The sequence below is a fragment of the Mycobacterium sp. NGS50 genome, assembly GCF_059812545.1.
The window spans coordinates 1-209 of the sequence record NZ_JCALCW010000116.1 but is presented as its reverse complement, the minus strand read 5'-3'; the positions used below and the strand labels follow the sequence as shown (position 1 = coordinate 209).

1 pseudogene is annotated in these 209 nt (G+C 68.4%); it reads left to right on the top strand.

The window, feature by feature from the left end:
* Positions 1-209 (top strand): annotated as a pseudogene (locus AC5Y36_RS25935) (outer membrane porin GjpA); the annotation flags it as partial.

The following is a 209-nucleotide window of genomic DNA, read 5'->3' as shown; positions in this document are numbered from 1 at the left end:
TCGCTGTTTCAGAGTGTGGGCATCGAATTCTCCGGGGTGCCGGTGTTGGGCACCCTGGATCTCAACAGTGCCGGGATCGGGCCGATCGCGGCCTGGGAGGCGTGGGGTCAAACCGTGGGTGCGTTGTTGGGGTCGGGCTGGGACGGCAAGGGCCCGGTCGTGGTCACCCCACCGCTGGTCGACACCGAGCTGCCCACCCTGCCCGACCT